The 6,827-nt window shown below is 71.8% G+C and carries 7 protein-coding genes; 4 read left to right on the top strand and 3 right to left on the bottom strand.

Annotation, left to right across the window (positions count from 1 at the left end):
* Positions 1–277 precede the first annotated feature (277 nt).
* On the top strand, positions 278–1,075 hold the full coding sequence (locus B7767_RS29330; RefSeq protein ID WP_085574796.1) for an RNA polymerase sigma factor SigF: 798 nt from the start codon (positions 278–280) through the stop codon (positions 1,073–1,075).
* A 24-nt stretch (positions 1,076–1,099) separates the two neighbouring features.
* On the opposite strand, the gene B7767_RS29325 is transcribed toward B7767_RS29330, so the two are convergent.
* The gene (locus B7767_RS29325) at positions 1,100–1,426 is read right to left on the bottom strand and encodes an ANTAR domain-containing protein (protein WP_085574798.1); all 327 of its coding nucleotides are present in this window, start codon (positions 1,424–1,426) and stop codon (positions 1,100–1,102) included.
* Positions 1,427–1,667: 241 nt separating this feature from the next.
* Here B7767_RS29325 and B7767_RS29320 point away from each other — a divergent pair, with 241 nt between their 5' ends.
* Complete coding sequence (locus B7767_RS29320; RefSeq protein ID WP_085574795.1) at positions 1,668–2,471, top strand: VOC family protein; 804 nt, start codon at positions 1,668–1,670, stop codon at positions 2,469–2,471.
* Between the two features lie 27 nt (positions 2,472–2,498).
* On the opposite strand, the gene glgX is transcribed toward B7767_RS29320, so the two are convergent.
* Positions 2,499–4,643, bottom strand: coding sequence for a glycogen debranching protein GlgX (glgX, locus tag B7767_RS29315; protein ID WP_085574794.1), 2,145 nt, complete (start codon positions 4,641–4,643; stop codon positions 2,499–2,501).
* The gene (locus B7767_RS29310; RefSeq protein WP_085574793.1) at positions 4,640–5,152 is read right to left on the bottom strand and encodes a pep a2; all 513 of its coding nucleotides are present in this window, start codon (positions 5,150–5,152) and stop codon (positions 4,640–4,642) included. Before B7767_RS29310 ends, glgX begins: the two co-directional genes overlap by 4 nt.
* 354 nt (positions 5,153–5,506) lie before the next feature.
* Here B7767_RS29310 and B7767_RS29305 point away from each other — a divergent pair, with 354 nt between their 5' ends.
* A complete protein-coding gene (locus tag B7767_RS29305) occupies positions 5,507–5,809 on the top strand; it encodes a DUF5133 domain-containing protein (RefSeq protein WP_085574797.1) in 303 nt (100 codons plus the stop codon).
* A 73-nt stretch (positions 5,810–5,882) separates the two neighbouring features.
* Positions 5,883–6,827 (top strand): maltotransferase domain-containing protein (locus B7767_RS29300; protein ID WP_256923614.1); only part of this gene is annotated, 945 nt, incomplete at its 3' end.

Genomic DNA, 6,827 nt, shown 5'->3' with positions numbered 1-6,827 from the left:
GGCGGGGACCGCCCGGTCCGGAGCCGCCCGCTCCGGGGCGGGGAATTTCACGCCGTGAATTCACTCGATTCCACGCCGTGTGCTTTCCGGTGATTTTCTCCGCCGAATTCCGGGAGCCGTTTTGGAACGACGGAACACGGGGAAGGGAATTCTCAGTGCTTCGGACAGGAGGCACGTCCGTGGGAACCGCTTCGCCGGCCGCGGGCCTGTCGTGGTCCGAGCCGCCGTTTCCCACGGGTTCTGTCCATCCGGCACCCCGCTCAGGGAGGTGCGCGCGATGCGTACCGTCAGTCCCAGGAAGCAGCACCCCCACGACGACGCCCCCGACACGGCGGGGGACTTCGCGCGCCTGGCCCGGCTGCCCGAAGGGCCCGAACGCAGGATGCTGCGCGACGCGCTGGTCACGGCCTGGCTGCCCATGGCCGAGCGCATCGCCGTCCGTTTCCGGGGCCGCGGTGAGGCCCTGGAGGATCTGTACCAGGTGGCGGCCCTCGGTCTGGTCAAGGCGGTGGACCACTACGACCCGGCGCGCGGCAACGCCTTCGAGGCGTACGCCGTTCCGACGATCACCGGCGAGATCAAGCGCCACTTCCGCGACCACATGTGGACGCTGCACGTACCGCGCCGGGTCCAGGACCTGCGCAACCGTGTGCGGCACGCGGCGAAGGAGCTGGCGCAGACCACCGCGGGCCGCTCCCCCACGGTCGCCGAGATCGCCGCGCACACCCTGCTGACCGAGAGCGAGGTGCGCACCGGGATGGAGGCCCTGGAGTGCTTCTCCGCGCTGTCACTGGAGGCGGAGATGCCGGGCACCGACGGCTACGCCCTGGGCGACGCGATCGGCGGCCCCGATCCGGCCTACGACACCGTCGTCGACCGGGTGGCGGTGCGGCCCTGTCTGGAGGCGCTGCCGGAGCGCGAGCGGCTCATCCTCTATCTGAGGTTCTTCCGGGGGATGACGCAGAGCGACATCGCCGGGCAGCTCGGCATCTCGCAGATGCACGTGTCCCGGCTGCTCAGCGGATGCTTCGCCCATCTGCGCGAGGAACTGTTCACCGAGGCCGAGGCCGGCTGAGCGGGGCGGGCTCCGCGGGGCGCGTCAGTCCTCCGGCGGCACGCCCGGGATCTGGGTGGGGCCGAGCCGGTCCAGGACCTCCTCCAGCACCGTCCGCACCTCCGCCGGCAGGAGCCCGGCGCGTCCCCAGACGAGGATCAGGTCGGCCACGTTGCGGAGTTTGATGTTCGTGCGCTGGGAGACCTCCTTCAGCACGGTCCAGCCCTGGTCGGGCGAGACCCGTCCGAGCGCGACGATCATGCCGATCGCCTGGTCCACCACCGCGTGCGAGACGACCGCGTCCTTCAGCTGCTGGACTTCTTCCTCCAGCTGGAGGATGCGGTCGGCGCCCCCGTCCGTGGGCATGGTCACCTCCGGGTCCGGTGTGCCGCTCTCGTGGTGCCTTCGCATAGTGCTTGAGTGCCTTCACCCAGTGTCCGACCCATCCATCGTCGCCACCGCGGCCGCCCTGCGCCACCGGGGCGGCCCGGGGCGGCGGGCCACCGTTTCGGTGCCGCCGCCGGGGTACTCGGCAGGCGCCCGGAGGGGTACCCGGCGGACACTGGTGCCATCCGGGTGGCTGCCAGGCCGACGAGATCAGGACGCGACTGCCATGAACCACGACATGCCCTCCCCCGCCGGCGCGACGGACGTCTTCTCGACGCACTCCGTGTTCGGGACACCCTGCTGGGTGAGCCTGACCAGCCGTGACATGAAGACGACCGAGGAGTTCTACGGGGCCGTGCTGGGCTGGGAGTGGCGTCCGGTGCGCCTCGGCGACCGGTTCCGCATCGCCCTGTCCGAGGGCCGGCCGGTGGCCGGGATCGCCGACGTCGCCGGCATGTGGCAGATGGCGGTGGCGTGGACGCCGTACTTCGCGGTGCGCAGCGCCGACGAGGCCGCGGGGCGGGTGCAGGAACGCGGCGGCACCGCGGCGGTCGGCCCGATCTCCCTGCCGCCCGGACGCGCGGCACTGCTGGCCGACCGGGACGGGGCGACGTTCGGGGTCTGGGAGGGCGAGCTGTTCACCGACTGGCCCACCTGGCGCCGCGCGCAGCTCGCGTTCGTCCGGCTGCACACCCGCGACGCCTTCGACGCCGCGATCTTCTACGGCGGGGTCTTCGACTGGGCGTCCGACAAACCGGGCTGCGTCGAGGTGCAGTACGAGGGCGAGGAAGTGGTGCTGCGCAGCGAGGGGGACGTGGTGGCGCGGATCGAGTCGGGGGCGGCGGAGTCGGCTCCCGACCCGACGGTCCGGCCGCACTGGCAGGTGCACTTCGCCGTGAAGGACGTGGCCGCCTGCGCCCGCGCCGCGGAACGGCACGGCGGCAGTGTGCTCTCCCTGGGCGCCGACGAGGCCGTGCTCCGCGACAACGAGGGCGCCCAGTTCACGGTGACGTCACGCAGCGAGCGCTGACGCCCCGCCCCGCGGGCCCTGCCGCGGTCACCCCGACGTGCGGGACGGGCGGGACAGCAGGACCAGGCTGCGGGGGCCCGCGGTGAGGGTGGTGCCGGCCTTGTGCTCCGCCTCGTCGGGGGCGCCCTCCGGGTCGGCGGTGTCGATCAGGGCCGTCCAGCGCTCGCCGTAGGAGGCGGGCGGCAGGCGGAATCCGACGGGCTCCCAGTGGCTGTTGAGCAGCAGCAGGAAGGAGTCGTCGACCAGGCGCCGGCCGCGCGGGCCGGGTTCGGCGATGGCGTCGCCGTTGAGGAACACCCCGACCGAGTGGGCGTCGGAGCGCCGCCAGTCGTCGTCGGTCATCTCCCGCCCGTCGGGCAGCAGCCACACCAGGTCGGGCAGCGGCTGGCCGGCGTGGCGCACGGTCTCGCCCCGGAAGAAGCGGCGGCGGCGCAGCACGGGGTGGGCGAGGCGCAGCGAGATGAGCCTGCGGGTGAAGTCCAGCAGGTCGCGCTGTTCGCCGGTGAGCCGCCAGTCGATCCAGCTGATCTCGTTGTCCTGGCAGTAGGCGTTGTTGTTGCCGCGCTGGGTGCGGCCCAGTTCGTCGCCGTGGGAGAGCATCGGGATGCCCTGGGAGAGCAGCAGGGTGGCGAGGAAGTTGCGCTGCTGGCGGGCGCGGAGTTCGAGTACGGCCGGGTCGCGGGTGGCGCCCTCCGCGCCGCAGTTCCAGGACCGGTTGTTGCTCTCGCCGTCCCGGTCGCCCTCGCCGTTGGCCCTGTTGTGCTTGTCGTTGTACGAGACGAGGTCGCGCAGGGTGAAGCCGTCGTGCGCGGTGACGAAGTTGACGCTGGCGCGCGGGCGGCGTCCGTTGTGCGCGTACAGGTCGGAGGAGCCGGTCAGCCGGGAGGCGAACTCGCCGAGGGTGTGTTCCTCGCCGCGCCAGAAGTCCCGTACGGCGTCCCGGTACAGGCCGTTCCACTCCGACCACAGCGGGGGGAAGTTGCCCACCTGGTAGCCGCCCTCGCCCACGTCCCAGGGTTCGGCGATCAGTTTGACGCGGCTGATCACGGGGTCCTGCTGGATGAGGTCGAAGAACGCCGACAGCCGGTCGACCTCGTGGAACTGCCGGGCCAGGGTGGCGGCGAGGTCGAAGCGGAAGCCGTCGACGTGCATCTCGGTGACCCAGTACCTGAGCGAGTCCATGATCAGCTGGAGGACGTAGGGGTGGCGCATCAGCAGGCTGTTGCCGGTGCCGGTGGTGTCGTAGTAGTGCGACCAGTCGCCGTCCACCAGGCGGTAGTACGAGGAGTTGTCGATGCCCCGGAAGGAGAGGGTGGGGCCCTTCTCGTTGCCCTCGGCGGTGTGGTTGTAGACGACGTCGAGGATGACTTCGAGCCCGGCCGCGTGCAGGGTCTTCACCATCTCCTTGAACTCGGTGACCTGCTGGCCGCGGGTGCCGCGGGCGGCGTAGGCGTTGTGCGGGGCGAAGAAGCCGATGGTGTTGTAGCCCCAGTAGTTGGTCAGGTCGCGGCCCTGCAGCACACCGTCCTGGACGAACTGGTGGACCGGCATCAGTTCGACGGCGGTGACGCCGAGCGAGGTGAGGTGCTCGACCACCGCGGGGTGCGCCAGTCCGGCGTAGGTGCCCCTGAGTTCCTCGGGGACGTCGGGGTGGGTGCGGGTGAGGCCCTTGACGTGGGCCTCGTAGATCACGGTGTCGGAGTAGGGGCGGCCGGGCCGGGTGTCGTCGCCCCAGTCGAAGGCCGGGTCGGTCACCACGCCGAGCATGGTGTGTCCGGCGCTGTCGGCGGGGTCGGGGCCGTGCGGGGCGCGCTCGTACAGCGATGGGTGGTTGTCGATCTGGCCGTCCACCGCGGTGGCGTAGGGGTCGAGGAGCAGTTTCGCCGGGTTGCAGCGGTCGCCGGCCGCCGGGGCCCAGGGGCCGTGCACCCGGTAGCCGTAGCGCTGCCCGGGGCCGACGCCGGGGAGGTAGCCGTGCCAGACGAAGCCGTCGACCTCGGTGAGCCGTGTGGTGGTGTGCCGTCCTTCGTCGTCGACCAGCACCAGGTCGACGCGTTCGGCGACCTCGCTGAAGAGCGCGAAGTTGGTGCCCTCGCCGTCGTGGGCCGCACCCAGCGGGTAGGGGCGCCCGCTCCAGGCGGGCGCCCCTTTCCGGTTCTGTCGCCGGGTCACCGGACTTCCTCCAGGAGGCCGTCCGGCAGGCGTACCCGGCCGGTGAGCGTGGCGACGCTCACCTCGCGGGGGAGGTCCAGGCCCTCGCTCTCGCGCGGGTCGGGCGCGGTCGGCACGAGGGGGACGCGTTCGCCGGCGCGGGCGCGCTGCGAGAACCAGATGACCTTGCTGCCGTTCTCGGTGGCGCAGCAGCCCCAGCCGTCGCTGCTCGCCGCGATGTGCTCGAGGCAGCCGCGCAGCTCCTGGTCGGGGCGCAGGGCGCGGTTGTTGTCACCGATGGCCGTGATGAGGTGCTGGCCGTTCCACCACATCTCGATCGACGTGTTCTTGTCGGTGGCGTGCTCGTCGATGGCCCGCAGCAGCATCTCGGCGCCACCGCAGACGGGCTCCATCAGATTCTCCAGGTCCCAGAACCGGAGGTGAGCGGCCAGTATGCGGCTGACCTGTCCCACCCTCTCGGGGCTGACTTCCACGTCGAGGTGGTAGTAGCAGGGCACTGCGGTCTTCATGGTCGTTGGCTCCTCACGCGAAGCTCTCGTCCCTCCTCGCCCCCCGCGGGGCGAGCCCCCGAACACGGAACGTGAGCGGGTATCGCTTCTGAGTCACTTTTCAGAGTGAGGGGGTTGGTCCGTTCGTGCAACACGAGCGCACATCCGTGACTCCCGGGGCGGCATCCGGACGGAGCCGGCCGCGGCACGCCGCGTCAAGTGATTGAAAAGCCAACAAGACGTTGCGTCATCACCCGTGCACCATGTGTGAAGACCTCGATCGCCGTTACGGGTCCGTGCATCTGCGCGCACGGCCGCCGCCCGACCGCCGGGACAACGCGCCTCGAATCGAGCCCCGGAAAGGTGAACGGCGCCATGCTGCTACCCGCCAAAGCCGAAGTTGCCCGGCAGTTGCGTCGGTACCGGGCCTGGGAACGCGTGATGCTGGCGGCCCCGACCGATCACACGGTACGGGCCACCTTCGAGGACGCCGGCTACACCCTCTGCGTGCTGATGGGCAAGCGCTGCGCGCGGGAGGCGGCGGACGCCGCCGAACGGTATCTGCGCACCACCCTCGTCACCTATCTGCAGGAACAGAACGACACGCCCCGTCCGGCGGCGGCGGTCCGACGGGGACCGCCGGCCGTCGAGCGGCGCTCCCCGGCGGGAAGGCAGTGACCTTCCCGCCGCTGTTTGGTCCCACGCCCGGGCGTCCGCCCGGGCGTCGAGCACGGCGGAGGTGCACAGACCCATGAAGACGAGCCGGACCATCGGCCGTGTCCCGGTACGGGACGTCCGGCCGTCCGTGGACTGCGGCAGGCGGCCGGCCAAGGCCGTCGTGGGCGAGACGTTCGAGGTCACGGCCACACTTTTCCGGGAGGGCCACGACGCGGTCGCCGCCGACGTGGTGCTGAAGGATCCCGAGGGGCGCCCGGGGCCGTTCACGCCGATGCGGGAACTGGCGCCGGGCAGTGACCGGTGGGGCGCGGAGGTCGTCGCGGACGGCCCGGGCCGTTGGACCTACCGCGTCGAGGCGTGGGGCGATCCCGTGGCCACCTGGCGCAGGACCGCCGGCATCAAGGTCCCGGCGGGCATCGACACCGGACTGGTGCTGGAGGAGGGCGCCGACCTGTACGAGCGTGCGGTCGCCGGGGTCCCGCGGGACGACGGACAGGCCGTGGTACTCGCCGCGGCCGAGATCCTGCGGGACGACTCCCTGCCCTGTGCCACCCGGCTGGCGGCGGCGTTGACGCCGGAGGTGGACGCGGTGCTGGCCCGGCATCCGCTGCGGGAGCTGGTCACCAGCAGTGAGCCGCTGCCGCTGCTGGTGGAACGCGAGCGGGCCCTGTACGGCGCCTGGTACGAGTTCTTCCCCCGCTCCGAGGGCACCCCGCAGCAGCCGCACGGCACCTTCGAGACCGCCGCCCGCCGCCTGCCCGCGATCGCCGCGATGGGCTTCGACGTGGTCTACCTCCCGCCGATCCACCCGATCGGCACCACCCACCGCAAGGGCCCCAACAACACCCTCGACGCCGGCCCCGACGACGTCGGCGTGCCCTGGGCGATCGGCTCGCCGGAGGGCGGCCACGACGCCGTCCACCCGCAACTGGGCACCCTGGAGGACTTCACCCGCTTCGTCGCCCGGGCCGGTGAGCTGGGGCTGGAGGTGGCGCTGGACTTCGCGCTGCAGTGCTCA

The sequence above is a fragment of the Streptomyces sp. 13-12-16 genome, assembly GCF_002114215.1.
Classification (GTDB): Bacteria; Actinomycetota; Actinomycetes; order Streptomycetales; family Streptomycetaceae; genus Streptomyces.
Note: the sequence above shows the minus strand (reverse complement) of the source record. Positions and strands in the feature narration are given on the sequence as shown.